Source organism: Variovorax sp. Soil_C_33 (assembly GCF_057656935.1).
In genome coordinates this window covers 1-23,946 of record NZ_JBDGJK010000001.1, presented here as the reverse complement: position 1 = coordinate 23,946, position 23,946 = coordinate 1, and the positions used below count along the sequence as shown (strand labels likewise).

Annotated in this window: 26 protein-coding genes; 16 read left to right on the top strand and 10 right to left on the bottom strand. The window is 65.1% G+C overall.

Features of this window, described 5'->3' with window-relative positions; translation table 11 throughout:
* Nucleotides 1-24 precede the first annotated feature (24 nt).
* Nucleotides 25-501, bottom strand: coding sequence for a bacterioferritin (gene bfr / locus AC3A6B_RS00130; RefSeq protein WP_487834731.1), 477 nt, complete (start codon nt 499-501; stop codon nt 25-27).
* A 241-nt stretch (nt 502-742) separates the two neighbouring features.
* On the opposite strand from bfr, the gene ahpC reads away from it, so the two are divergent.
* Together ahpC and ahpF are read left to right on the top strand one after the other, a co-directional pair.
* A complete protein-coding gene (ahpC, locus tag AC3A6B_RS00125; protein ID WP_093109835.1) occupies nt 743-1,315 on the top strand; it encodes an alkyl hydroperoxide reductase subunit C in 573 nt (190 codons plus the stop codon).
* Between the two features lie 81 nt (nt 1,316-1,396).
* Complete coding sequence (gene ahpF / locus AC3A6B_RS00120; RefSeq protein WP_487834730.1) at nt 1,397-2,974, top strand: alkyl hydroperoxide reductase subunit F; 1,578 nt, start codon at nt 1,397-1,399, stop codon at nt 2,972-2,974.
* Between the two features lie 20 nt (nt 2,975-2,994).
* Here ahpF and ppsR read toward each other — a convergent pair whose 3' ends face one another.
* Nucleotides 2,995-3,816 (bottom strand): posphoenolpyruvate synthetase regulatory kinase/phosphorylase PpsR, encoded by an 822-nt coding sequence (gene ppsR / locus AC3A6B_RS00115; RefSeq protein ID WP_093109831.1) that lies wholly within the window; start codon nt 3,814-3,816, stop codon nt 2,995-2,997.
* 193 nt (nt 3,817-4,009) lie between these two features.
* Between ppsR and ppsA the strand changes: the two genes are divergently transcribed.
* From ppsA to dnaB, 7 genes are all read left to right on the top strand, one after another.
* Nucleotides 4,010-6,403 carry a phosphoenolpyruvate synthase gene (ppsA, locus tag AC3A6B_RS00110; protein WP_487834729.1) on the top strand — a complete coding sequence of 798 codons (2,394 nt, stop codon included), beginning with the start codon at nt 4,010-4,012 and terminating at the stop codon, nt 6,401-6,403.
* A 210-nt stretch (nt 6,404-6,613) separates the two neighbouring features.
* Nucleotides 6,614-7,111 carry a hypothetical protein gene (locus AC3A6B_RS00105; protein ID WP_487834728.1) on the top strand — a complete coding sequence of 166 codons (498 nt, stop codon included), beginning with the start codon at nt 6,614-6,616 and terminating at the stop codon, nt 7,109-7,111.
* Between the two features lie 121 nt (nt 7,112-7,232).
* Entirely contained in the window at nt 7,233-7,607 is a 375-nt protein-coding gene (gene rpsF, locus AC3A6B_RS00100) for a 30S ribosomal protein S6 (protein ID WP_093109828.1), read from the top strand.
* Nucleotides 7,608-7,611: 4 nt separating this feature from the next.
* Nucleotides 7,612-7,914, top strand: coding sequence for a primosomal replication protein N (gene priB, locus AC3A6B_RS00095; RefSeq protein ID WP_487834727.1), 303 nt, complete (start codon nt 7,612-7,614; stop codon nt 7,912-7,914).
* A 21-nt stretch (nt 7,915-7,935) separates the two neighbouring features.
* Entirely contained in the window at nt 7,936-8,217 is a 282-nt protein-coding gene (rpsR, locus tag AC3A6B_RS00090) for a 30S ribosomal protein S18 (protein WP_007830781.1), read from the top strand.
* Between the two features lie 13 nt (nt 8,218-8,230).
* Nucleotides 8,231-8,683 carry a 50S ribosomal protein L9 gene (gene rplI, locus AC3A6B_RS00085; RefSeq protein ID WP_126836496.1) on the top strand — a complete coding sequence of 151 codons (453 nt, stop codon included), beginning with the start codon at nt 8,231-8,233 and terminating at the stop codon, nt 8,681-8,683.
* Nucleotides 8,684-8,871: 188 nt separating this feature from the next.
* Nucleotides 8,872-10,275: a replicative DNA helicase gene (gene dnaB / locus AC3A6B_RS00080; RefSeq protein ID WP_487834726.1), complete on the top strand. Its 1,404-nt coding sequence runs from the start codon at nt 8,872-8,874 to the stop codon at nt 10,273-10,275.
* Between the two features lie 24 nt (nt 10,276-10,299).
* On the opposite strand, the gene AC3A6B_RS00075 is transcribed toward dnaB, so the two are convergent.
* From AC3A6B_RS00075 to AC3A6B_RS00050, 6 genes are all read right to left on the bottom strand, one after another.
* Nucleotides 10,300-11,010: a helix-turn-helix transcriptional regulator gene (locus tag AC3A6B_RS00075; RefSeq protein WP_487834725.1), complete on the bottom strand. Its 711-nt coding sequence runs from the start codon at nt 11,008-11,010 to the stop codon at nt 10,300-10,302.
* 43 nt (nt 11,011-11,053) lie between these two features.
* On the bottom strand, nt 11,054-11,506 hold the full coding sequence (locus AC3A6B_RS00070; protein ID WP_487834724.1) for a GyrI-like domain-containing protein: 453 nt from the start codon (nt 11,504-11,506) through the stop codon (nt 11,054-11,056).
* Nucleotides 11,507-11,526: 20 nt separating this feature from the next.
* Complete coding sequence (locus tag AC3A6B_RS00065) at nt 11,527-11,976, bottom strand: EVE domain-containing protein (RefSeq protein ID WP_487834723.1); 450 nt, start codon at nt 11,974-11,976, stop codon at nt 11,527-11,529.
* 75 nt (nt 11,977-12,051) lie between these two features.
* Complete coding sequence (locus AC3A6B_RS00060) at nt 12,052-13,800, bottom strand: PhoH family protein (protein ID WP_487834722.1); 1,749 nt, start codon at nt 13,798-13,800, stop codon at nt 12,052-12,054.
* Nucleotides 13,801-13,991: 191 nt separating this feature from the next.
* On the bottom strand, nt 13,992-14,468 hold the full coding sequence (locus AC3A6B_RS00055; RefSeq protein WP_093109821.1) for a peroxiredoxin: 477 nt from the start codon (nt 14,466-14,468) through the stop codon (nt 13,992-13,994).
* Nucleotides 14,469-14,603: 135 nt separating this feature from the next.
* Nucleotides 14,604-14,990 (bottom strand): Mth938-like domain-containing protein, encoded by a 387-nt coding sequence (locus AC3A6B_RS00050; protein ID WP_487834721.1) that lies wholly within the window; start codon nt 14,988-14,990, stop codon nt 14,604-14,606.
* A 66-nt stretch (nt 14,991-15,056) separates the two neighbouring features.
* Between AC3A6B_RS00050 and AC3A6B_RS00045 the strand changes: the two genes are divergently transcribed.
* The 6 genes from AC3A6B_RS00045 to moaD are packed head-to-tail and all read left to right on the top strand — an operon-like array spanning nt 15,057 to nt 21,106.
* On the top strand, nt 15,057-16,280 hold the full coding sequence (locus tag AC3A6B_RS00045) for a pyridoxal phosphate-dependent aminotransferase (protein ID WP_487834720.1): 1,224 nt from the start codon (nt 15,057-15,059) through the stop codon (nt 16,278-16,280).
* 30 nt (nt 16,281-16,310) lie between these two features.
* Nucleotides 16,311-17,633, top strand: a complete 1,323-nt coding sequence (locus AC3A6B_RS00040; RefSeq protein WP_487834719.1) for a homoserine dehydrogenase — start codon at nt 16,311-16,313, stop codon at nt 17,631-17,633.
* Nucleotides 17,633-19,048 (top strand): threonine synthase, encoded by a 1,416-nt coding sequence (thrC, locus tag AC3A6B_RS00035; protein ID WP_487834718.1) that lies wholly within the window; start codon nt 17,633-17,635, stop codon nt 19,046-19,048. The genes AC3A6B_RS00040 and thrC overlap by 1 nt, the downstream gene beginning before the upstream one ends.
* Before the next feature lie 18 nt (nt 19,049-19,066).
* Nucleotides 19,067-19,612: a molybdopterin-guanine dinucleotide biosynthesis protein B gene (mobB, locus tag AC3A6B_RS00030; protein ID WP_487834717.1), complete on the top strand. Its 546-nt coding sequence runs from the start codon at nt 19,067-19,069 to the stop codon at nt 19,610-19,612.
* Complete coding sequence (locus AC3A6B_RS00025) at nt 19,605-20,852, top strand: molybdopterin molybdotransferase MoeA (RefSeq protein WP_487834716.1); 1,248 nt, start codon at nt 19,605-19,607, stop codon at nt 20,850-20,852. Before mobB ends, AC3A6B_RS00025 begins: the two co-directional genes overlap by 8 nt.
* A 2-nt stretch (nt 20,853-20,854) precedes the next feature.
* Nucleotides 20,855-21,106 carry a molybdopterin converting factor subunit 1 gene (gene moaD, locus AC3A6B_RS00020; RefSeq protein ID WP_126836506.1) on the top strand — a complete coding sequence of 84 codons (252 nt, stop codon included), beginning with the start codon at nt 20,855-20,857 and terminating at the stop codon, nt 21,104-21,106.
* Here the strand turns inward: moaD and dapA are convergent.
* Nucleotides 21,093-21,989, bottom strand: a complete 897-nt coding sequence (gene dapA, locus AC3A6B_RS00015; protein WP_487835218.1) for a 4-hydroxy-tetrahydrodipicolinate synthase — start codon at nt 21,987-21,989, stop codon at nt 21,093-21,095. The two genes, moaD and dapA, sit on opposite strands and share 14 nt — an antisense overlap.
* Nucleotides 21,990-22,235: 246 nt before the next feature.
* Between dapA and AC3A6B_RS00010 the strand changes: the two genes are divergently transcribed.
* Nucleotides 22,236-22,712, top strand: a complete 477-nt coding sequence (locus tag AC3A6B_RS00010) for a molybdenum cofactor biosynthesis protein MoaE (protein ID WP_487834715.1) — start codon at nt 22,236-22,238, stop codon at nt 22,710-22,712.
* A gap of 12 nt (nt 22,713-22,724) precedes the next feature.
* Here AC3A6B_RS00010 and AC3A6B_RS00005 read toward each other — a convergent pair whose 3' ends face one another.
* Nucleotides 22,725-23,714, bottom strand: a complete 990-nt coding sequence (locus AC3A6B_RS00005; RefSeq protein ID WP_487834714.1) for a Bug family tripartite tricarboxylate transporter substrate binding protein — start codon at nt 23,712-23,714, stop codon at nt 22,725-22,727.
* Between the last annotated feature and the right edge of the window lie 232 nt (nt 23,715-23,946).

Here is a 23,946-nt window from a genome sequence, read left to right as displayed (position 1 = left end):
CCCGCATGCCTGGCGTGATGCGCCTTATTCGATCTCGCCCATTTGCGACTGCAGATAGTTCTGCAGCCCGACCTTGTCGACCAGATCGATCTGGGTTTCGAGGAAGTCGATGTGTTCCTCGGTGTCGTCCAGGATCTCTTGCAGCAGGTCGCGCGAGACATAGTCGCGCACCGATTCGCAGTGGGCGATGCCGGCCTTGATGGTGGCTTGTGCGCCCGTTTCGGCTGTGAGGTCGCACTGCAGGATCTCGGGGACGTCTTCGCCGACATTGAGCTTGGCCAGATCCTGAAGATTCGGCAGGCCGTCGAGCATGAAGATGCGATCCATGAGCTTGTCGGCGTGCTTCATTTCGCCGATCGACTCCTCGTATTCCTTCTTGGCCAGCTTGTCCAGGCCCCAGTGCTTGAGCATGCGGTAGTGCAGGAAGTACTGGTTGATTGCGGTGAGCTCGTTCTTGAGCTGCGCCTGGAGATGGTCGATGACTTGAGGGTCGCCCTTCATGGTTATTCCTTGTTCTGAAAGCGTCGATTGTGTGAGCCCCTCGTGACGGCGCGCAAGCAAACCCATGCGGCCGCGGTCTGCATGCGTTTGATCGTGATAGGTGTTCGCATTTGGCGGTGGCCGCCGACCTCATAGGCCACTCCAATTTTTTTCATAGTTCATAGCTATGAATTCGTCTCGATTGGTAGTTATACTAATCACTCGCCATTTTCTTTTATCAGCCATCCCAAGGAAAAACTGAATGTCCCTGATCAACACCGAAATCATCCCGTTCAAGGCCACTGCGTACCACAACGGCAAGTTCGTCCCGGTCAGCAACGAGAACTTCAAGGGCAAGTGGTCGGTCGTCGTGTTCTACCCGGCCGACTTCACTTTCGTGTGCCCGACCGAATTGGGTGACCTCGCAGACCACTATGCTGAATTCCAGAAACTCGGCGTCGAGGTGTATGGCGTGTCGACCGACACCCACTTCACCCACAAGGCCTGGCACGACACCTCGGAGACCATCGGCAAGGTCCAGTACCCGCTGATCGGAGACCCCAGCCAGCAACTCGCACGCGCCTTCCAGGTCCTCATCGAAGAGGGCGAAGACGCAGGCCTCGCCTATCGCGGCACCTTCGTGATCGACCCCGAGGGCAAGATCAAGACCATCGAAGTGCACGACAACGGCATCGGCCGCGATGCTGCCGAACTGCTGCGCCGCGTGAAGGCTGCCCAGTACGTCGCTGCCCACCCCGGTGAAGTCTGCCCGGCCAAGTGGACCGAAGGCGCCGAAACGCTCAAGCCTTCCTTCGACCTCGTCGGCAAGATCTAAGCCGCTCGTTTGCGCCACAGCCCGGGCGCGCTTCGCTCCCGGGCTTTTTTGTTCCCTTCGTATTTTCAAAGTGAGTTCACCATGCTCGACGCCGGCACCAAGGCACAACTGAAAAGCTATCTCGATCGCATCACGCAGCCGATCGAAATCGTCGCTTCGCTCGATGACAGCAAGGCGTCGGGCGATCTGCAATCGTTGCTGAAGGACGTGGCCGACTCGTCTGCGCTGGTGAAGGTGACCGAGAGCCGCGACGACAACCATCGCAAGCCCTCGTTCTCGATCAACCTGCCGAGCCAGAGCCACGGCCCCCGCTTCGCGGGCATTCCGATGGGCCACGAGTTCACCTCGCTGGTGCTCGCGCTGCTGCAGGTCGGAGGCTATCCGCCGAAGGTCGACGACGCCGTGCTCCAGCAGATCCGCGCACTCGATGGCGACTTCGAATTCGAGATCTACATCTCGCTCACCTGCCACAACTGCCCGGACGTCGTGCAGGCGCTCAATTTGATGGCGGTGCAGAACCCGCGCATCAAAGCCACCATGATCGATGGCTCGCTGTTCCAGGACGAGGTGAAGGAACGCCAGATCATGGCCGTGCCGACCGTGTTCCTGAACGGCACCGAATTCGGCCAGGGCCGCATGAGCCTGGAAGAGATCCTCGCCAAGATCGACACCAGCGGCGTCGAACGCGAGGCGAAGAAGATTGCCGGCAAGGATCCGTTCGACGTGCTCATCGTCGGCGGCGGGCCGGCCGGCGCGGCGGCCGCTGTGTATGCGGCACGCAAGGGCATCCGCACGGGCGTGGCGTCCGAGCGCTTCGGCGGCCAGGTGCTCGACACCATGGGCATCGAGAACTTCATCTCGATCAAGGAAACCGAAGGTCCCAAGTTCGCGCTGGCGCTCGAGGAGCACGTGCGCAACTACGAGGTCGACATCATGAACCTCCAGCGTGCCGCCGCGCTGGTGCCGGGCAAGGAGTTCATCGAGATCAAGCTCGAGAGCGGCGCCTCGCTCAAGAGCCGCTCGGTGGTGATCTCGACTGGCGCGCGCTGGCGCAACATCAACGTGCCGGGCGAGCACGAGTACAAGAACAAGGGCGTGGCCTACTGCCCGCACTGCGACGGTCCGCTCTTCAAGGGTAAGCGCGTCGCGGTGATCGGCGGCGGCAACTCTGGCGTCGAAGCGGCCATCGACCTCGCCGGCATCGTGGGCCACGTGACGCTGATCGAGTACGACACCCAATTGCGTGCCGACGCGGTGCTGCAGCGCAAGCTGAAGAGCCTGGCGAACGTCAAGGTGATCACTAACGCGCAGACCACCGAGATCACCGGCGACAAGCAAAAGGTCAACGGCCTGGTCTACAAGGACCGCGCGACGGCCGAGAGCCACCAGGTGGCGCTCGAAGGCGTGTTCGTTCAGATCGGCCTGGTGCCCAACACCGACTGGCTCAAGGGCACGGTCGAGCTCTCGAAGCACGGCGAGATCGTGGTCGATGCGAAGGGCCAGACCTCGGTGCCCGGCGTGTTCGCGGCGGGCGATGCGACGACCGTGCCGTTCAAGCAGATCATCATCGCGGCCGGCGATGGTGCGAAGGCGGCGCTCAGCGCCTTCGATCACCTGATCCGGACCTCCGCGCCGGCAGAGGAGGCCGTCGCGGCCTGAGAGGCAGGAACAGATCGCGATCAGTAGGTCAGCCGTTCGGGCCGCAGCTCCTGCAGGATGGTGGTCGCGATCTCCTCGATCGACTTGGTGGTGGTCGACAGCCAGCGGATGCCGGCGCGCCGCATCATCGCCTCGGCCTCACTCACTTCGTGGCGGCAGTTCTCGATGCTCGCGTAGCGCGAGTTCGGGCGCCGCTCGTTGCGGATCTCGCTCAGGCGCTCGGGCTGGATCGTGAGCCCGAAGATCTTCTTGCGGTGCGGCATCAGCGCCGGCGGCAATTGCCGGCGGTCGAAGTCTTCGGGGATCAGCGGGTAGTTGGCGGCCTTCAGGCCGTGCTGCATGGCGAGATAGAGCGAGGTCGGCGTCTTGCCGCTGCGGCTCACGCCGACCAGGATCACGTCGGCGCCGTCCAAGTCGCGGTTGCTCTGGCCGTCGTCATGCGCCAGGCTGAAGTCGATGGCCTGAATCCGCGCGTTGTATTCCTTGCTCTTGCTCACGTCGCTGAAGCGGCCGATGCGGTGGTTCGACTTCATCGCCAGCTCGATCTCGAGCGGCCGCACGAAGGTGCCGAACATGTCGAGCAGCATGCCCTTGCAGCCGGTCTCGATCACCTCGAGCACGTCCATATTGGCCAGCGTCGTGAAGACGATCGGTCGCAGGCCCTCGATTTCGGCCGTGTGGTTGATTCGCCGTACGGCCTGATGGGCCTTGTCGACCGTGTCGGTGAAGGGGAGCCGCACGTGGCGGGGCTTCATCTCGAATTGGGCAAGAACGGCGTTACCGAAGGTTTCGGCGGTGATGCCGGTGCCGTCGGAAACGAAGAATACGGTGCGCGTGTGCATGGTTGGCGGCCTTGTCCTGCGGCGCGCCGAAGCGGGCGGCGCCTACAATCCGGCCCATTATCGGGAATGCGCTCCTGCGTTCCCCATCCCCAATGCCTTCTTTCATGCACACCGCCCCTGCGCTCAGAGCAAAAAGAACGATTGCGTCGCGCCGTCTGCATGTTGCCCCGGTTTTAACTTCTGGAGCTTTCCCATGTCTGCACTCTTCGAAGCGACCGCCCTGGTCGTACCGTTTGAAAACCTGAGGATGACCGACGTCGAGTCGGTGGGCGGCAAGAACGCCAGCCTCGGCGAGATGATTTCCCAACTGCCCCAGGGGGTGCGGGTGCCCACGGGGTTTGCGACCACGGCCCACGCGTTCCGCCAGTTTCTCGCCCACGACGGCTTGGCCGACCGGATCAGCGCCAAGCTCAAAAGCCTGAATACCGAGGACGTGCGCGCGCTGGCCACGGTCGGCGCCGAGATCCGCGCCATGGTCGAGGCCCAGCCTTTCCCGGCCGACCTGCAGAAGGCGATCGGGGAGGCCTTCGCCAAGCTCAGCGCGGGCAACCCCGAAGCCTCTTTTGCCGTGCGCTCGTCGGCCACCGCAGAAGACCTTCCAGACGCCTCGTTCGCGGGCCAGCAAGAGACCTTCCTCAACGTCGTGGGCATCGACGACGTGCTTCACAAGATGAAGGAGGTGTTCGCCTCCCTTTACAACGATCGCGCCATCAGCTACCGAGTCCACAAGGGTTTCGCCCACGACGTCGTGGCGCTGTCTGCCGGCGTGCAGCGCATGGTGCGCAGCGACCTGGGCGCCGCGGGCGTGATGTTCACGATCGATACCGAGTCAGGCTTCGAGGATGTGGTCTTCATCACTTCGAGCTATGGCCTGGGCGAGACCGTGGTGCAGGGGGCCGTGAACCCCGACGAGTTCTACGTGCACAAGCCGACCCTCCGGGCCGGCAAGCGCGCCGTGATCCGGCGCAACCTCGGCTCCAAGCTGATTCAGATGGAATTCGCGAGCGCCGAAGAGAAGGCAGCCAGCGGCAAGCTGGTGAAGACCACCGACGTACCCACCGAGCAGCGCAACCGCTACTCGCTGAGCGACGCCGACGTCGAGCAACTCGCGAAGTACGCGCTCGTGATCGAGGAACACTACGGCCGGCCGATGGACATCGAATGGGGCAAGGACGGCACCGACGGCCAGCTCTACATCCTGCAGGCGCGCCCCGAAACCGTGAAGAGCCAGCAGCAGGGCAAGGCCGAACAGCGCTACAAGCTGCTGGCCAAGGGCGCCGTGCTGGCCGAAGGGCGCGCCATTGGGCAGAAGATCGGTACCGGCCCGGTGCGCCTGGTTCACAGCATCAGCGAGATGGACAAGGTCCAGCCCGGCGACGTGCTGGTGACCGACATGACCGACCCGAACTGGGAGCCGGTGATGAAGCGCGCCGCGGCCATCGTCACCAACCGCGGCGGCCGCACCTGCCACGCGGCGATCATCGCGCGCGAGCTGGGCATTCCGGCCGTGGTCGGCTGCGGCGACGCCACCGACCTGCTGAAGGACGGGACCCTGGTCACGGTGAGCTGCGCCGAGGGCGACACCGGTTTCATCTACGACGGCCTGCTGGAGACCGAAGTCACTGAGGTCCAGCGCGGCGAAATGCCTGAGATCGACATCAAGCTCATGATGAACGTGGGCAATCCGCAGCTCGCCTTCGACTTTGCCCAACTGCCGAACCACGGCGTCGGCTTGGCACGGCTCGAGTTCATCATCAACAACAACATCGGCGTGCATCCGAAGGCGATCCTCGACTACCCGAATGTCGACGCGGACCTCAAGAAAGCGGTCGAATCGGTCGCTCGCGGCCACGCCTCGCCGCGCGCCTTCTACGTCGACAAGGTTGCCGAGGGCATCGCCACCATCGCTGCCGCGTTCTGGCCCAAGCAAGTGATCGTGCGCCTGTCGGACTTCAAGTCCAACGAGTACCGCAAGCTGATCGGCGGCAGCCGCTACGAGCCGGAAGAGGAGAACCCCATGCTCGGCTTCCGCGGCGCGGCGCGCTACCTGAGCGCGGACTTCGGCGAGGCCTTCGCGATGGAATGCGAGGCGCTCAAGCGCGTACGCAACGAGATGGGCCTGACCAACGTGCAGATCATGGTGCCCTTCGTGCGCACGCTGGGCCAGGCCGAGCGCGTCACGGGACTGCTGGGCGAGCATGGCCTGAAGCGCGGCGAGAACGAACTCAAGCTGATCATGATGTGCGAGGTGCCGAGCAACGCGATCCTGCCCGAGGAGTTCCTGAAGTATTTCGACGGCTTCTCGATCGGATCGAACGACCTGACGCAGCTCACGCTGGGTCTGGATCGCGATTCCGGTCTCGAACTGCTCGCGGCCGACTTCGACGAGCGCGACCCCGCAGTCAAGGCCTTGCTGAGCCGCGTGATCAAGGCCTGCAAGGCCCAGGGCAAGTACGTGGGCATCTGCGGCCAGGGCCCCAGCGACCATCCCGACTTCGCGCTTTGGCTGGCACAAGAGGGCATCGAGTCGATCTCCCTGAACCCGGACAGCGTGATCGACACCTGGCAGCAGCTCGCGCAGCGCTGAAGCCCGAGGCGCGGCGGCGGTCCTGTCACCGCCGCGCTACAAATTCCGTCACGCCCGGCCTGTAATTTCCACGTCAGCTCGGTGTAATTGCAACCAGATGAATCTTTAGTGTCAAACTTATGACCTAGGGGAGGCGCAGCTCCGAGAGCGTCAACAGAGGACGGACACAGAACCTCGATCACTCTCGGGAATTTCGCGATGGGGGACAGCATGATTCTTGTCAAGACGGAAGCCGGGCAGCAGGCGCTCAAGGACCGTTCGATCCGGCTCACGCCGCGCCAACGCTCGGCATTCATCCTGTGCGACGGCAAACGCTCGGTAAGCGAAGTGCTCGAGGCCGGCATGGGCATCGCACGCGAGGACATCGATCAGATGGTCGAACTCGGCTTGCTGGGGCAGGTGGGCGGAACGGCCGAGGCAGCCAACGCGGCGGCGGTTTCGGAGCCAGCCGCCTCGGCCGCGCCGGCCATTGAAGTGCAGAAGGAAGCTGCGCATCCGGCTCAGGGGCGCACGAACCAGCAGCGTTACAAGGACGCCTATCCGATCGCTACCCAACTCACCGGCAGCCTGGGCCTGCGGGGCTTCCGGCTCAATCTGTCGGTCGAGGGTACGTCAACCTACGAGGAACTGGTGGCGCTGGCGCCCAAGATCCGCGATGCAGTGGGCCCGGAGAAGGCGGCTGCACTCGATCGCGCCCTGGGTCCTTGACGATCCTCTGGCACTTCCGGGACGGCGATACCCTGCTACAATAGCCGGCTTTGCCTTGCCACACTGCTACCGACGCTGCAGGTGGCTTTATCCCTTCCACGGAAGATCCACAAGGAGTGCCATGCGTCACTACGAAATCATTCTGCTGATCCATCCGGATCAAAGCGAGCAAGTTCCGGCCATGCTGGAGCGTTACAAGGGCCTGATCACGGCCGGCGGCGGCAAGGTCCATCGCGTTGAAGACTGGGGCCGCCGTCAGCTGGCCTACCAGATCAACAAGCTCAACAAGGCGCACTACCTGTGCGTGAACATCGAGGCGGAGCAGGCCGTGATGGCCGAGCTCGAGCACGCCTTCAAGTTCAACGACGCCGTCCTGCGCCACCTCACCGTGGTCAAGAAGAAGGCCGAAACTGGTCCGTCGTCGATGATGAAGACGGTCGAGCGCGAAGAGGCCCGCAAGGCCCAGCAGGCCGAGTACGCCGCCAACAACAACTGATGGTGTGAGCGCTGCCGCAGTCAACAGCCTCGTGCTGACTGCCTGCGTCGCCGAACTCGGTGCCTTGCGCTTCACGCCTGCCGGCCTGCCCGCCATCGACCTGCGACTCGAACACGAGTCGACGGTGACCGAAGCGGCCCAGCCCCGGCAGATCAAGGCGGCCCTCAAGGCCGTGGCGTTCGGCGCAGTGGCCGAGCGGCTCGCGAAGCAGGCGTTGGGAAGTCTCTGGCGTTTTCAGGGCTTCCTCGCGACACCGGGCAACGGCAAATATCCAGTGCTGCACATCCAGGATTTTCAGCAAGATTAATTTTCGAAGAGAGGTCCCCAAATGGCCACGTTCAAGAAATTCAACAAAGACAAGCGCCCGAAGCGCAACACCCAATCGCTGCTGTTCAAGCGCAAGCGCTTCTGCCGCTTCACCGTCGCTGGCGTCGAAGAGATCGACTACAAGGACATCGACACGCTGCGCGACTTCATCAGCGAGAACGGCAAGATCATTCCCGCGCGCCTGACCGGCACGCGCGCGATCTACCAGCGCCAGCTCAACACCGCGATCAAGCGCGCACGCTTCCTCGCGATGGTGCCGTACAGCGACCAACACCGCGTTTAAGGAGCAAGACACCATGCAAGTCATTCTTCTGGACAAGGTCGTCAACCTCGGCGTGCTTGGCGAGATCGTCAAGGTCAAGGACGGCTACGCGCGCAACTTCCTGATCCCCTCGGGTCGCGCGCGCCGCGCCACCGAAGCCAACAAGGCCGAATTCGAAGCCAAGCGCGTCGAGCTCGAAAAGGCTGCGGCCGCCAAGCTGGCTGAATCGCAAGCCCAGGGCGAGAAGCTCGGCGGCACCACCGTCAAGCTGACGCAGAAGGCCGGCGTCGACGGCCGCCTGTTCGGCTCGGTCACCAACAACGACATCGCCGACGAGCTCAACAAGCAGGGCTACAAGGTCGCGAAGTCGCAGGTGCGCATGCCCAACGGCCCGATCAAGACCGTCGGCGACAGCACCGTCAGTGTTGCATTGCACACCGACGTGGTGGTCGACATCACCGTCACGGTGTACGGCGAAAGCGCGTAAGCCTGTCAGCAAGGAGAAAACAGGATCGCGGCGCGATCTTGTCCTTGTGGGCCGCCTTTGGGCGGCCTTTTCTTTTGGGGCCTGCGGTTGTCCCGCGTGCTGCACCGGAAGATCACCAGTTATTCACAGCCTTGTCCACGTGACGCCGTGCGTCGCGCGGCTTAGCATGCAAGGTTGCAAGGAAGTTCATGTCCGCCGTTTTCTCCTATGCCGACAACGACCCGTCGGCCGACCGCCAAGTTGCACAGCTGCGCATCCCACCGCATTCGATCGAGGCCGAATCGAGCGTGCTCGGCGGCCTGCTGCTCGACAACGGCGCCTGGGACCGCATGGGCGATGTAGTGGTGGACAGCGACTTCTATCGCCATGAGCACAAGCTGATCTATGCGGCCATCGGAACACTGGTCAACGCCAGCAAGCCGGCCGACGTGATCACGGTCTACGAGCAGTTGCAGAACCTCGGCAAAGCCGAAGAGATCGGCGGCCTGGCCTACCTGAATTCGCTGGCCCAGTACGTGCCGAGCGCGAGCAACATCCGCCGTTATGCCGAGATCGTGCGCGAACGCTCGATCCTGCGCAAGCTGGTGAGTGCCAGCGACGAGATCGCGACCAACGCCTTCAACACCCAAGGCAAGTCGGTCGACAAGATCCTCGACGAGGCCGAACAGAAGATCTTCAACATCGGCGAGGAAGGCACGCGCATGAAGCAGGGCTTCCAGGGCATGGATTCCCTGGTGGTCGAGCTGCTGGACCGCGTAACCGAGATGGCGGAGAACCCCAATGACATCACGGGTGTGCGCACGGGCTTCTACGAATTCGACAAGATGACTTCCGGCCTGCAGCCGGGGGACATGATCGTGCTGGCCGCGCGCCCGTCCATGGGAAAGACCTCGCTGGCGATCAACATCGCCGAGCATGTGGCGCTCAACGAGGGGTTGCCGGTCGCCGTGTTCTCGATGGAAATGGGGGCTTCACAACTGGCGGTGCGCATCGTCGGTTCTATCGGACGCATCGACCAGGGTCACCTGCGGACCGGCAAGCTCACCGACGAAGAATGGCCGCGTCTCACCGAAGCCATCGAGAAGCTGCGCAACGTGTCGCTGCACATCGACGAGACACCGGGCCTCACCACCAGTGAGCTGCGTGCGAACGCACGCCGCCTCGCGCGCCAGTACGGGAAGCTCGGCTTGATCGTGGTCGACTACCTCCAACTGATGAGCGTGTCTAGCAGCATGAGCGACGAGAACCGCGCCACAGCCGTGGGTGAGATTTCTCGCGGGTTGAAGATGCTGGCAAAAGAACTCAAGTGCCCGGTGATCGCGTTGTCGCAGCTCAGCCGCGGCGTGGAAAGCCGCACCGACAAGCGCCCCATGATGAGCGACCTGCGTGAGTCCGGTGCCATCGAGCAGGATGCCGACATCATCATGTTCATCTACCGCGATGACTACTACGACAAGAACAGCAAGGAGCCCGGCGTGGCCGAGGTGATCATCAGCAAGCACCGCAACGGCCCGACGGGCACGGTCAAGCTTGCATTCCTCAAGCCGCTCACCAAGTTCGAGAACCTGGCCAGCGGCGGCGCCGACTTCTGAGCCCGGCCAGCGGCTTGGACGGCGCTACGCCAAGCGGGACGATTGCGGCTCCGCCGGATCCTCCTGCAGACGGCGAAGCATCTCGGCCAGCGTCTTGCCGGGTTCGTCGCGAAAGCGATCGGGCAGGACCTCGACCTCGTCGATGCGATCGATCCGGAAGGCACGAAAGTCCTGCCGCAGTTCGCACCAGGCCGAGAAGGTCCAGACTCGGCCCCAATAAAAACAGCCGAGCGGCCGCACGATGCGCTGGCTCGGCGCGCCGCTGACGTCGCGGTAGTCCATGCGGAGCTTGTTGCGTGACTGGACCGCTTCGCGCAGCGTCTGCAAGCGCGCGCGCGTGCCGTCGTCGATGGCGAACGACGGCGCGAAGAGCGCCAGGCTCTCCGCAGAGGCGCGTGCTGCCGGCGGGAGCACCGAGAGAATCTTGCCGAGCGCGGTCTGGATGTCGCGTGCCAGCGCGGGATCGACCGAACTCTGGGCCAGCCGCGCCGAGGCGACCAGGGCCGCGGCCTCATCCTGCGTGAACATGAGCGGCGGCAGGTCGAAGCCCGCGCCCAACCGATAGCCTACGCCGGCTTCCCCTTCGATCGGCACGCCCTGGCGCTGCAGGTCGGCCACATCGCGGTAGACGGTGCGTTCCGACACTTCCAGGCGCTGTCCCAGGAACGCGGCGGTCGTGAGTCGTCGCCCGCGGATGAGCTGGACGATCTGGAACAGGCGGTCGGCACGGCGCATGCGGGCAGGTCAACGTCGAACGGGCTTCTTGTCGAAATCTTTGTCAGTCCAGGGTGACGCCGATGTGGATGGCGACCTGCTCGGGGCCGCTATAGGCCTCGAAATCGCTGCGGTAGGTGCGCCTGATTTCGGGATGCTGCTCGAAATACTGCCAGATCGACTGCCAGACCGCGAGCACCATCTGCGGCATTTCGCCTTGCCCGCTGAAGACGAGGTAGTCGCCGGCTTCGATCGGCACCGTCGCCGGGCCGTCCGAGACGGCCACGCCGGTCGTGATGTCGAAGGCGCCATGCGCATCGGATTCGTAGGCCGAGTAGACGCTGTAGAGCCGCATGTCGTTGACCCGGTGCGGCCTTTCATAGGCGCGCTCGTCGAAGAAGCGCATCCAGAGCTTGCCGATGCGAGCCGACTGCGGATCGTTCTCCTCGCGGTTGGTGGTTCGCACGGTCAGGCCGGCGACTCTGAACGCGTCATGGCGTCGAAGCTCGGGTTGCATGGTTTTCTTCTCCTGATGAATCAAAGGTCCAATGCCCTGATGCTGGCGTTCATGGCGCCGGCGATCAGGTGGATGTCGTGGTCGCTGATTTCGAATAGCCCGAAACGGAACTTGTAGCCCCAGCGCTTCGGATCCTCGACGAAGTCGAGGTGGTCGATGAGCGGGAGGATCGACGCCTCCTGCGCGGCCGCGTAGCTCACGTCGCGTCGCCAGGCGACGAAGCCGCCGCCCATGTCCGCTTCGTACGGCTCGCCCTTCTGCACGACGCCGATCGAAACGAAGCTCTGCAGCTTGTCGGTGCCGTGGGGCACAGCGGCGGGCGCGTAGTACGCGACGCGATCACCCGGCGCGACGCGCCGGAGGGGCGCGAGTTTGCCATGGCCGACCTGCATGAAGCCAACGCTGCCATGCTCCCGCCCGCGGCGTGCATGTTCTGCGCTGGCGACGGCGATCCAGTTCCTGCGGTTCATGCCGCCATGCTGCGCGGAGGCTACTGACAACGTCCTGTCAGCAGCCTTCGCGCAAAGCGCAGGAACGCAGGCTCGCTACAGCACGTCGCTCGCGAAATCCGCCAGGCGCGAGCGTTCGCCGCGCGCCAGCGTGATGTGTCCGCTGTGCGGCCAGCCCTTGAACTTGTCGACCGCAAAGGTCAGCCCCGAGGAGCCTTCGGTGAGGTAGGGCGTGTCGATCTGCGCCAGGTTGCCCATGCAGATGATCTTGGTGCCCGGGCCCGCGCGCGTGACCAGCGTCTTCATTTGCTTGGGCGTCAGGTTCTGCGCCTCGTCGATGATCACGTACTTGTTGAGGAAGGTACGGCCGCGCATGAAGTTCATGCTCTTGATCTTGATGCGGCTGCGGATCAGCTCGTTGGTGGCCGCGCGGCCCCATTCACCTGCGCCGCCGCTGTCGCCCTTGGCCAGAAACTCGAGGTTGTCGTCGAGCGCGCCCATCCAGGGGCCCATCTTTTCCTCTTCGGTGCCGGGCAGGAAGCCGATGTCCTCGCCGACGCTCACGGTCGCGCGGGTCATGATGATCTCGGTGTAGCGCCGGTCATCCAGCACCTGGGTGAGCCCCGAGGCCAGCGCCATCAGCGTCTTGCCGGTGCCTGCGGTGCCGGTGAGGGTGACGAAGTCCACCTCGGGGTCCATGAGCAGGTTCATCGCGAAGTTCTGTTCGCGGTTGCGCGTGTTCACGCCCCAGACGGCATTCTTGATCGACCCGTAGTCCTTGAGCGTCTTGAGCACCGCGGTCTTGTCGCGAATCTCGGTGACCCGCGCGTACATGCTCGGCTCGCCGGGTGCTTCGAAATAGACGAACTGGTTGATGTAGAGGTTCGGGACGATCGGGCCGCTGACGCGGTAGAAGGTGCTGCTGCCGCTCTGCCAGCTCTCGACCGTCTTGCTCTGGCGTGTCCAGAAATCGGCCGGCAGCGCCAGCGAGCCGGAGTAGAGCAGGTCGCCGTCTTCGAGCGTCTTGTCGTTCTGGTAGTCGTCCGCCGCGAGGCCGAGCGCGCGCGCCTTGACGCGCATGTTGATGTCCTTCGACACCAGCACCACTTCCTGCTTCGGCCGGCCCGGCTCGTCTTGCGCATAGAGATCCCGCAGTGCCTGCACGACGCCGAGGATCTGGTTGTCGGCCTTGCCCTGGGGCAGGCTGGTCGGCAATGCGTAGTCGAGCGGAGCGGTCTGGAAGAACAACTTGCCGCCGGACTCCCGGTGCCCGGTGGAGTCAAGCTTCAGGCCCTTGGCGATGTCGGCGCCCTGCGCGCCGGCGAGCGCATCGAGGGTACGGCTGGTCTGGCGGCCGTTGCGCGCGACTTCGGTCGTGCCTTTCTTGTGGCCGTCGAGTTCCTCCAGCACGATCATCGGCAGGAAGATGTCGTGCTCCTCGAAGCGGAACAGGCACATCGGGTCGTGCAGCAGCACGTTGGTGTCCAGCACGAACAGCTTGGCCGGGCCGTTGGGTTTGCTGCGCTTGGCGCGCGCCGCGTTCTGCGGTGCAGCGGGAGCAGGAGCGGGGCGGCTCTCGATCTGGCTGCGCGACGGCGATGTCGGCGCCGCAGAGGGCGCCAGCGCCCTGACTTTGGGCACGGGCGGCGCCTCGACGCTACCGCCGCCTTCTGCGGCGTGACGGTCGAACAGCTCGAGCGGCTGCGGCCCGCTGGACCGGGTCTCTTCAGTGCGCCGATCGGACGAACGACGGCCGTTTCTTCCGTGCGAGGAACGGGCGGGCGCGTCGTGCGCGTCCGGTGAAAGCAGTGCGGCGCGTTTCGTGGGTGCGGGAGGCAGGGGCATGGGGCAGTTCGCTCGCAAAAAGAAAGAGGCCAGAAAGCGAAAAAGCCGCCTGAAGACCAGGGCGGCTTTGTTCGGGGGATGCGGTCGTGGAGCTCAACGGCATGAAACCATTATGCACATCGAATGTGTCACCTCCCGTGAACGTTGCGCATCGCCAACGCGACCGCGCAAAAGTACACGCTTGCAGGAGATCAGGCAGCCTTCTTGAGCGCCTTGACTGCTTTGAGCACGTCATCGACATGGCCTGGGACCTTGAGGCCGCGCCATTCGGCCTTGAGCACGCCGTCGGCACCGATCAGGAAGGTGCTGCGCTCGATGCCCTTGACCTTCTTGCCGTACATGATCTTGTTCTTGACCACGCCGAACATGTGGCACATCTTCTCTTCGGTGTCCGCGATCAGCTCGAAAGGGAGTTCGAGCTTGGCCTTGAATTCGTCGTGCGACTTCATGTTGTCGCGCGACACGCCGAAAACGGTGGCGCCGGCCTTCACGAAATCCTTGTAGCGATCGCGGAACTGCATCGCTTCGGTTGTGCAACCGGGCGTGTTGTCCTTGGGGTAGAAGTACATCACCAGCACGTGCCCGAGGTGCGAGGTGTTCGAGACCTTGATGCCGCCGGTGGCGTTGGCGTCGAATTCGGGAATGGGTTTGTTGACAACGATCGCCATGAAACTTGTTTTCTCCGTTTGATTCCATGTTCAAGCCGGCTCCTGGCTCCGGAGGCGCTCGAAATGGAGGATTGGTCGTTGCTTTACTGGGCGGGCCGCCGGTTTGCAACCCGGTATTTTACCCCGAAACGACCTCTAGTTCCCACCTTCCGGCCTCTCGACCAGCAGGGCTGCAACCACGTGGCGGCCTTCGCCCGCGAGGATGTTGTAGGTGCGGCAGGCGGCGGCCGTGTCCATGGTCTCCACGCCCGTGCGCTGCGCCATGAGCGGCTGCAGCCAGGCTGCCTGCGGAAAACGGATGCGCCCGCCACTGCCGAAGATGATCAGCTCGGCGCCCATGGAGGCCAACTGCGCGAAATGCTCGGCTCCGAGCTGGTCGAAGCGGGTGCAGTCCCACGCGAAGCGCTCCCCGCGCGAGCCGACCACCACGCTGCCTTCGACCTTCTCGTTGTTGATGGCCACCCAGCCCGGGCCGTGTGCGGTAAGGGTCTGGACGTCGGATTTGTCGGGCTGGAGCTTCATCGGGAGGCCGGGGGAACTGTGGTCAAATTATAGGTTTTCCCCCGTGCAGACGCCCTTGGAGGGACTTTGAAAGCGATCAAGAAATCGGCCAAGCTGGCCAATGTGCTCTACGACATCCGCGGCCCGATCATGGATGCCGCGAAGCAGATGGAGGAAGAGGGCCAGAAGATCATCAAGCTCAATATCGGCAATCTCGCGCCGTTCGGCTTCGATGCGCCCGAAGAGGTGCAGCAGGACATGATCCGCAACCTGCCCGCCTCGTCCGGCTACTCGGACAGCAAGGGTATCTTCGCGGCGCGCAAGGCGGTGATGCACGAGACCCAGAAGCAGGGCATCGCGGGCGTGACGCTCGACGACATCTACCTGGGCAACGGCGCCAGCGAATTGATCGCGATGGCCGCCAACGCGCTGCTCAACGACGGCGACGAACTGCTGCTGCCGGCTCCGGACTATCCGCTCTGGACCGCTGTCGCGAGCCTTTCGGGCGGCAAGCCGGTGCACTACCTCTGCGACGAGGACAACGGCTGGATGCCGAGCCTCGACGACATCCGCGCCAAGGTCACGCCCCGCACCAAGGGCATCGTGGTCATCAATCCCAACAATCCGACCGGGGCGCTGTACTCGGACGAACTGCTCAAGGGCATCGTTGAGATCGCGCGCGAGCACGGCCTCGTGATCCTCGCCGACGAGGTCTACGACAAGGTGCTGTACGACGGCGTCAAGCACACCGCCATCGCCAGCCTGTCGAAGGATGTGCTGACCCTGACCTTCAACTCGCTGTCGAAGAGCTACCGCTCCTGCGGCTACCGCGCCGGCTGGCTCGTGGTGTCGGGCGACAAGAAGGTGGCCCTGGACTACATCGAGGGCCTCAACATGCTCTCGAACATGCGCCTGTGTCCCAACGTGCCGGGTCAATGGGCCATCCAGACGGCGCTCGGCGGCTACCAGAGCATCAACGATCTCGTGGGGCCCGGCGGCCGTCTGCGCCACCAGCGCGATCTGGCTTACGAGCTCATCACCGCCATTCCGGGGGTGAGTTGCGTCAAGCCGAATGCGGCGCTCTACATGTTCCCCAAGCTGGACCCCAAGGTCTACCCGATCGACGACGACCGGCAGTTCTTCCTCGAGCTGCTGAAGGAAACCAAGGTGATGCTGGTGCAGGGCACCGGCTTCAACTGGGCGACGCCGGACCATTTCCGCATCGTGTTCCTTCCGCATGAAGAAGACCTGCGCGAAGCGGTGCAGCGCATCGCCGACTTCCTCGAACGCTACAGAAACCGGGTCGCCTGAGACCCCTCATTGCTCCACAAGACGAAACGAATGAAACCCATCCAAGTAGGCCTGCTCGGCATCGGCACGGTCGGTAGCGGCACCTTCCAGGTGCTCCAGCGCAACCAGGAAGAGATCAAGCGCCGCGCGGGGCGCGGAATCGAGATCACGATGGTCGCCGATCTCGACCTCGCGCGCGCCAAGGCCGCCGTCGGCGAGGGCGTGCAGGTCGTGAACGACGCGCGCGCCGTGATCGCCAATCCCGACATCGACATCGTGATCGAGCTGATCGGCGGCTACGGCATCGCGAAGGAGCTGGTGCTCGAGGCGATCGCCGCCGGCAAGCACGTGGTGACGGCCAACAAAGCGCTGCTCGCGGTGCATGGCACCGAAATCTTCGCGGCCGCCCATGCCAAGGGCGTGATGGTGGCCTTCGAGGCTGCCGTGGCCGGCGGCATCCCGATCATCAAGGCGCTGCGCGAAGGGCTCACGGCCAACAGCATCCAGTGGATCGCCGGCATCATCAACGGCACCACCAACTTCATCCTCTCGGAGATGCGCGACAAGGGCCTGGACTTCGGCACGGTGCTGAAGGAGGCGCAGCGCCTGGGCTACGCCGAAGCCGATCCGACTTTCGACATCGAGGGCATCGACGCCGCGCACAAGGTCACGCTGATGAGCGCCATCGCCTTCGGCATTCCGGTGCAGTTCGACAGGGCGCACATCGAGGGCATCACCAAGCTCGCGGCGCAGGACATCAAGTACGCCGAACAGCTCGGCTACCGCATCAAGCTGCTCGGCATCACCAAGCGCAAGGCGCAGGGCATCGAGCTGCGCGTGCACCCCAGCCTGGTGCCGGCTAAACGCCTGCTCGCGAACGTGGAAGGCGCGATGAATGCCGTGGTGGTCAACGGCGATGCCGTCGGCACCACCCTCTACTACGGCAAGGGCGCAGGCAGCGAGCCCACCGCGAGCGCGGTGATCGCCGACCTGGTCGACATCACGCGCCTGCACACGGCGGATGCGGCGCACCGGGTGCCGCACCTGGCCTTCCATCCCGACGCGATGAGCGACCTGAAGGTCCTGCCGATGGCCGAGGTGGTGACCAGCTACTACTTGCGCTTGCGCGTGGCGGACGAGGCCGGCGTGCTGGCCCAGGTCACGGGGCTGCTGGCCACGGCCGGCATCAGCATCGATGCGGTGCTGCAGCGCGAAGCCGACGAGGTGGGCGGCGAGGGCTCGACGCAGACCGACCTGATCATCCTCACGCATGACACGCGCGAAGGCACTTTGGACGATGCGCTCGCGCAGCTGCAGGCGCTGCCCACGGTGCTGGCGCCGATCGTGCGCATCCGCAAGGAAGAGCTGTCCTGATGCGCTACCTGTCCACGCGCGGCCATCCCGACCGCCGCCGCTTCTGCGAGATCCTGCTCGAGGGCCTGGCCCCCGACGGCGGCCTGTACCTGCCCGAACACTACCCGCAGGTGGACGCCGCCACGCTCTCGAAGTGGCGCAGCCTGCCGTATGCCGAGCTGGCGTTCGAGGTGCTCTCGCTCTATATCGACGACATTCCACCGGCCGACCTGAAGGCGATCTGCGCCAGGACCTACACCGCCGAGGTGTTCGGCACGCCCGAGATCGTGCCGCTGCGCGAGCTCGAGGACGGCGTGTACCTCGAGGCCCTGTCCAACGGCCCGACGCTCGCCTTCAAGGACATGGCGATGCAGCTGCTCGGCAACCTGTTCGAGTACGAACTGGCGCGCCGCGGCGAGGAGCTCAACATCCTCGGCGCGACCAGCGGCGACACCGGCAGCGCGGCCGAATACGCGATGCGCGGCAAGAAGGGTGTGCGCGTCTTCATGACCTCGCCCGACGGCCGCATGAGCCCGTTCCAGCAGGCGCAGATGTTCAGCCTGCAGGATGCCAACATCCACAACATCGCGGTCGCCGGCGTGTTCGACGACTGCCAGGACATCGTCAAGGCGGTTTCGAACGACCTGAACTTCAAGCGCAAGTACAGGATCGGCACCGTCAACTCGATCAACTGGGCGCGTCTCCTGGCGCAGGTGGTCTACTACTTTGCCGGATATTTCCAGGCGACCGGTACGAACGACAAGCAGGTCAGCTTCACTGTGCCCTCCGGCAACTTCGGCAACGTCTGCGCCGGCCACGTGGCGCGTTCGATGGGCCTGCCGATCCGCACGCTGGTGGTCGCGACCAACGAGAACGACGTGCTCGACGAATTCTTCCGCACCGGCGTCTATCGCGTGCGTTCGGCCGCCGACACGCACGAGACCTCGAGCCCCTCGATGGACATCTCCAAGGCCAGCAACTTCGAGCGCTTCGTGTTCGACCTGGTAGGCCGCGACGCGGCAAAGACGCGCGGCCTGTTCGAAGGCGAGCTCGGCCGCAGCGGCCGATTCGACCTGAGCGGCGATCCGGCCTTCGCGCAAGCCGCGTCGCGCTTCGGCTTCGCGAGCAGCCGCAGCACGCATGCCGACCGGCTCGCCACCATCCGCGACACGGACAAGCGCTTCGCCACGCTGATCGACACTCACACGGCCGATGGCCTCAAGGCCGCGCGCGAACACCTCGCGCCGGGCATTCCGATGATCGTGCTCGAGACGGCGCTGCCCATCAAGTTCGCCGAAACCATCGTCGAGGCGCTGGGCCACGAGCCGGAACGTCCGGCCCGCTTCGAAGGCATCGAGGCGCTGCCCAAGCGGGTCGTCAAGCTGCCGGCGGATGCCGAGGCAGTCAAGGCCTACATTGCCCAGCACTGTGATTGACCCCCAGGAAGGCGGCGCATGAAAGTCATCGGCTTCGCCGGCTTCTCGGGCGCGGGCAAGACCACGCTGGTCGAGCGCTTGATCCCCGTGCTCAAGCTGCACGGCCAGCGCGTTTCGGTGGTCAAGCATGCCCATCACAAGTTCGACATCGACCATCCGGGCAAGGACACCTACCGGCATCGCGAAGCCGGTGCCTTCGAGGTGGTGGTCGCGTCGGACAAGCGGCTCGCGCTGATCCGCGAGTTCGAGCGGCCGACACAGCTCGGCGTGCACGACTTGGTGGCCGAGCTCGATGGCCGCGTCGACTGGGTGCTGGTCGAAGGCTTCAAGCACAGTGACCTGTTCAAGATCGAGATCTGGCGCGAGCCGGGGGAGGGCGAGGCGGCCCGCCCCGCACGCTACGCCGAGGACGCGCACATCGTCGCGATCGCGACCGACACGCCCGAACTGCTGCCCACCGCCACCGAGCTGCCGGTCTTCGACCTGAACGACGTCGATGGCATCGGCGACTGGCTGCTGCAGAACGCGGCGCGTTTCGAGTACAAGATGGAACGCCATGGCTGATCCATTCGCACGTCCTCCCCTGATGCCGCTCGACGAGGCGCTCGCGCGCCTGCTCGCGGCTGCCACGCCGCAAGTCGGCATCGAAAGCGTCTCCACCTTCGAGGCCGACGGCCGCGTGCTCGCACAGGATGTAGTGTCGGCGCTCACCGTGCCGCCGCGCGACAACAGCTCGATGGACGGCTACGCGCTGCGCGTCGCCGATTGCGCGGCGCCCGGTGCCGTGCTGCGGGTGGCGCAGCGCATTCCGGCCGGCAGCGTCGGCACGGCGCTCGCCGCCGGCACGGCCGCGCGCATCTTCACCGGCGCGCAGATTCCCGAAGGCGCCGATGCGGTCGTGATGCAGGAAGACACCAGCGCGCAGCCCGAAGAGGGCGGCCTGGGAAGCGTGCGCATCGAGATCGTGCCCGCCGCGGGCCAGTGGATTCGCCGCGCCGGCGAAGACGTGGCGGCCGGCGACGTGGTGCTTTCCAGGGGCGAACGCCTCACACCCGCAGGCCTGGGTCTGGCCGCCAGCGTCGGGCTCGACCGGCTGCACGTGGCGAAGCGCCCGCGCGTCACCCTGCTGTCGACCGGCGATGAGCTCGTGATGCCCGGCGAGGTGGCGCCCGAGGCGATGAAGCCGGGCTCAATCTACAACTCCAATCGCTTCTTCATGCGCGCGCTGCTCCAGCGGCTCGGCTGCGAGGTGAACGACCTGGGCATCGTGCCCGACCGGCGCGACGCGACCATCGAGGCCTTGCGCGCCGCATCGCTTCGCAGCGACCTGATCATCACCACCGGCGGCGTGTCGGTCGGCGAGGAAGACCACATCAAGGCCGCCGTGCAGGCGCTGGGCCAGCTCGACCTGTGGTCGCTCTCGATGAAGCCGGGCAAGCCCTTCGCCTACGGCCGCATCGGCGACGCGCACCTCACCGGGCTGCCCGGCAATCCGGTGTCGAGCTTCCTGACTTTCCTGCTGCTCGTGCGGCCTTTCCTGCTGACGCTGCAGGGCGCGACACGCGTCGCGCCCGCGCGGGTCCCGATGCGTGCCGATTTCGACTGGCCGCGCGCCGACCGGCGCCGCGAGTTCCTGCGGGCTCGCCGCAACGCCGCGGGCGGGCTCGACCTGTTCGCCAACCAGAGCTCCGGCGTGCTGACCTCGATGGTCTGGGGCGACGGCGTGATCGACACGCCGGCGGGCCAGCCCTTCAAGGCCGGCGACGTGGTGCAGTTCATTCCCTTCGCATCGCTCCTGGCCTGAACATGAAAGTCACCGTGCGTTACTTCGCCTCGGTGCGCGAGGCGCTGGGAACCGGCAGCGAGACCGTCGAGACCGGCGCGTCCGATCTGGCCGCGCTGCGCGACGAGCTGATCGCGCGCGGCGAGCCGCATGCGAGCGCGCTGGCCCGCGGCAAGGCCGTGCGCATGGCGCTCGACCAGGTCATGAGCGCCGAGAGCGCTGCGCTGCGCGAGGGCCAGGAAGTGGCCTTCTTCCCGCCGGTCACCGGCGGCTGAGCGCGGCCTGCGTTCGAAACAGCGACTCGCGCAGTTCGCTTCCGGCGCGCGTCATCGGCGCGCGCAATTCGTCCTGCATCCAGCCTTCGTTGGCGAGCACGGCCTTCAACGGCCCCGGATTCGGTTCGGCGAACAGCGCCTCGATCAAGGGCAGCAAGGGCTGCCATTGCGCGCGCGCTTCGGCCAGACGCCCTTCGCGCAGCAGCTGCACGACCTGCACGAAACGCGCGGTCTGCAGATGCGCGCTGGCCGCGATGGCGCCCGCGCCGCCTTCGGCCAGCGTGCCGAAGAGCTGCGCGTCTTCGCCGGCCAGCACCTGCAGGCGGCCGTCGGCGATCAGCGCCCGCGTCTTCGCCATGTCGCCGCCGCAGTCCTTGATGGCGCTGATGCGCGGATGGGCCGCGAGCGAGAGCAGCGTCTCGCGCGCGATCGTCGCGCCGGTGCGGTAGGGGATGTCGTAGACCAGGAGCGGCACGGTGCTCGCTTCGGCGATCGCGCCAAACCACGCGGCGAGGCCCGCCTGAGAGGGCCGGATGTAGCTCGGCGCCGGCACCAGCAGCCCGGCCAGCCCGAAGTCGTTCAGACGGTGAACCCAGTCCAGCGTCTTGCCGAGGTGGTAGCCCGAGATGCCCATGATGCGCGGCAGCGCGGGCACGGCCTTCGCGACGGTGGCGAGCACGGCCAGCTGCTCGTCGCCATCGAGCGCCGCGGCCTCGCCGGTCGAGCCGCAGACCACGAAGCCGGCGATGCCGGTGGACGTGAGCCGCTCGGCCAGCGCGGCGAGGGCCGCATGGTCGATGGTTCCGTCCTTGCGAAACGGCGTCACGAGCGGGATCCAGAGGCCCGAGAAATCAGGGGTGGAAGAAGAGGGGTGCACGCGGATGTCCTTCAGGAATCGACCGATGGAAGAACCACCATCGGATGCGCGCACAGGAGAAGTCGGCTACGGCTGGAGCCTTGCAGTTCCGTCGCTCATCCGACGACGGAACCGAAGCTCCGGTCAGACGAGCTGGGGTTTTTTGGCTTTGCCGCCCGTGCGCACAGGCGCCACCGCTTCAAGCGAAGCAAGACAGTGAGGCAGGGCGCGCGAAGGCATCGCTGCAGTCTAACGCGGTGCCACAATCCGGCCATGGACAGCCCGCGCGTTTTTATCCAGACGGCCGATTTCGACCTCGCCAAGGAGATCGCCGCGTTGCGCAGCGACGACAAGCGGGTCGGCGCGGTCTGCAGCTTCATCGGCACCGTGCGCGATCGCAACGACGGGGACTCGGTGGCTTCGATGGAGCTCGAGCACTACCCCGGCATGACCGAGAAATCTATCGAAGCCATGATCGACGAGGCGCATCGCCGCTTCGACATCCTCGGCGCGCGCGTGATCCATCGCGTGGGCCTTCTGCAGCCGCTCGACCAGATCATGATGGTGGCCGTGATCTCGGCCCATCGCGGCCAGAGCTTCCAGGCCTGCGAATTCCTCATGGACTATCTCAAGACGCAGGCGCCGTTCTGGAAGAAGGAACAGACGCCAGAGGGCGCGCGCTGGGTCGACGCGCGCGTGGCCGACGATGCGGCGCTGGCGCGCTGGGGCATTACCGCCGGCAACGCTTGAGTTTTCGCCTGCTTATTGAGGCGTGAAGCCGCTGGCCTTGATGATGCCTTGCCACGTTTGGGTGTAGGTGCGCACGCGGCCTGCGAACTGGCCTTGCGGCTCGTAGGCCACCGTCAGGCCCATGGTGGTGAGCTTCTGCTTCACGTCGGGCATGGCCAGCACCTTGGCCAGGGCATCGCCGAAGCGATCGATCACCGGTTGCGGCGTGCCGACGGGCGCGAACACGCCGTAGTAGGGCAGGTCTTCCAGGTTCGCGAAGCCGAGCTCGGTGAAGGTCGGCACCTGCGGCAGCAGCGCCTGGCGCTTGCTGCCGATGGTGGCCACGATGCGCACCTTGCCGGCCCGGTGGTTCTCGATGAAGTCGGGCACCGAGGCGATGCCGGCGCTGATCTGGTTGCCCAGCATGTCGGCCGTCATCGGCGCGCTGCCGCGGTAGGGCGCCGACTGCACGTCGATCTTGTACTTGGCGCCAATCATCTTCACCAGGAACTCGGGGATCGAGGCCGGCGCCGGCACGCCGATGGTGTCCTTGCCGCCGCGCTGGGTGCGCACCCATTTGAGGTACTCGTCCAGGTTCTTCGCCGGCGTCCCGCCCGATACCGCGAGCACGTTGGCGAAGGTCGCGAAGCCCGCGACCGGCACGAAATCGGTGGCCGGATTGAAACCCGCGTTTTTCACCACCTGGGGCAGGATCGAGATGCTGTGGTCGTGCGAGAGGAACAGCGTGTGGCCGTCCGGCGCAGCGGCCTTGAGGGCCTGCGCGGCGATCTGGCCGCCCGCGCCGGCGCGGTTCTCGACCACCACCGGCGCGCCCAGCTGGTCCTTGAGCTTCTCGGCCAGCGTGCGGGCGATCGCGTCGCTGCCGGCGCCGGCAGGAAAGCCGACCAGCAGCTTGATCGGCGTGCCCTGCTGCGCCTGCGCGAAGCCCGCCACAGCGGCCAGCAGGCCGAGCGCGAAGACCCGGCGCGATGCGGAAGCGGCAATCCACCTTGAACAGAACATGAGCAACTCCAGATGATTGATGAATAACAGGCGAACAGGCGAGTAACTGGCGTGCCGGCGCCGCGGATGGCTATTCTGTACGAGGGGGCGCCGACGCGGCTTCGACCGACGACTTTGGCTTGAATTTCGTGCCATACATCCCTACATGCCGGGGAAACGGAGTCATTCATGCGCCAAGACAAACTCACAACCAAATTCCAGGAAGCCCTCGCCGACGCGCAATCGCTCGCTC